The following is a 1,804-nucleotide window of genomic DNA, read 5'->3' on the forward strand; positions in this document are numbered from 1 at the left end:
GAGCCATTCCTGTAATGAATGAATTTGGGGTTTGAATAAAAAAAGCACCTTCTGTAAACTGGGAAACGTTCCGTCCAAAGAACAATTACCCGTACAGGAGGTACTCCACAATGAAGTATAAGCAATCGAAAAAGCAGAATCAACGTATTCAACAAATTACCGAATTAACCCTTGTTGTCGGTGCAGATATTGCCAAGAAAACGCATGTTGCCAGAGCTGTCGATTTCCGCGGAATCGAGATTGGTAAGGACTGTGTGTTCGGCAATGACCATTCTGGCCTGACGAAACTCGTTTCGTGGATGAAGGAGCTTCAGCGGCAATACGCCAAGACGGATATCATCTTGGGCATTGAGCCAACCGGACACTACTGGTTTCCACTGGCCGAATTTCTGCATCGAGAAAACATCAAAGTCGTTATCGTGAATCCTCATCACGTCAATAAAAGCAAAGAACTTGAAGACAATTCACCGACGAAGAATGATTACAAGGATGCTAGGTTAATCGCTGATTTAGTTCGCAATGGCAAGTACAGCGAGCCCAAATTGCCTACGAGCGTTTATGCCGATCTTCGTATTCTCATGAACCTTCGAGAGAAGGTGATGGTGAACTTCGGTCAAGTCCAACGGCGTATCCAGAACTGGCTTGATCGCTTCTTTCCGGAGTACAGCCTTGTGTTTAAAGATTGGGAAGGAAAGGCCTCGCTCATCACGCTTCGTGAATTTCCGACGCCACAGGAGATTGTATCGCTTGGCGCGAGTACAATCGTGAACCGATGGAAGGAAGACGTGAAGCGAGCGGTTGGCTCCAAACGTGCAGCGCAACTCCTACAAGCTGCCACAAACTCAATTGGACTTACCGAAGGGCTGACGGCGGCGAAAATCGAGCTCAAGGCCTTACTGGAACAATATGAACTATTCTCAAGGCAACTTGAAGAAATCATGGCGCAAGTGGAAGCATTGCTTGCACAAATTCCAGGTACAAATGAAATGCTGACAGTACCAGGAATCGGCGTTGTTACGCTGGCGGGCTTCTTGGCTGAAGTTGGTGATCTTAGCGGTTATGACCATGGGCAGCAGATCATCCGTCTTGCTGGATTTAACCTCAAAGAGAACAGTTCCGGCAAGAAGAAGGGCAAGTCCACGATTACCAAGCGTGGACGATCCCGACTAAGAGCCTTGCTATTTCGGGCGATGATGCCGATGGTCGCCAAAAACGCCGAATTCAAGGCGTTGCACCATTACTTTACGAAGCGAAGTCATAATCCGCTCAAGAAGAAGCAGTCTATAGTGGCACTCTGCGGGAAGCTCATTCGCGTACTGTACACACTAGGCACGAAGTGCATTCCGTACAATGCGTCCGACGTATTAGGACCTGTACGCCAGTCCCAAATACAGATGGTAGCTTAAATTCAAACGATATTCTCGTTTCTCACAAGAGCTTGGAAGTAAACCAATGACAACAGAAGCACGGAGCAGCCGCAGGACTATTCCGTAAGGGCAACGACCCAGTAAAGGAGCAAGAAGCGGCGTCCACACCTTGAGAGGCAGAACGAAGGAATGTAAGGGCGAAGACCCAGCGTGACATGGGAGGGTAAGCCGTCAGGGGAATGGAGTGGATATCCAAATGTGCGGTCATACGATTTACCAATAGATTGGAAAAAAGATTCGAATCTTTATTCCCGCCACCGGCTCATCCAGAAAAATATTCCATAATTACATGCTTCGCCCACTTCTCTGGAATGTTGATGGTTGAAAATCTAAGAATGAGTGAGCAAACGCGAGAAAACATTAATTTATAGTGGGAG

General features: G+C 47.3%; 1 protein-coding gene. It reads left to right on the top strand.

What is annotated here, in order from left to right; translation table 11 throughout:
* Positions 1–110: 110 nt before the first annotated feature.
* Positions 111–1,406, top strand: a complete 1,296-nt coding sequence (locus EDM58_RS22175; RefSeq protein ID WP_023555147.1) for an IS110 family RNA-guided transposase — start codon at positions 111–113, stop codon at positions 1,404–1,406.
* Positions 1,407–1,804: the final 398 nt, after the last annotated feature.

It is taken from the genome of Brevibacillus panacihumi (assembly GCF_003710985.1).
GTDB lineage: Bacteria > Bacillota > Bacilli > Brevibacillales > Brevibacillaceae > Brevibacillus > Brevibacillus panacihumi.

Excerpts from the sequence above, each read along its gene's own strand:
- EDM58_RS22175 (WP_023555147.1), top strand. The coding sequence starts at position 111 with ATGAAGTATAAGCAATCGAAAAAGCAGAATCAACGTATTCAACAAATT.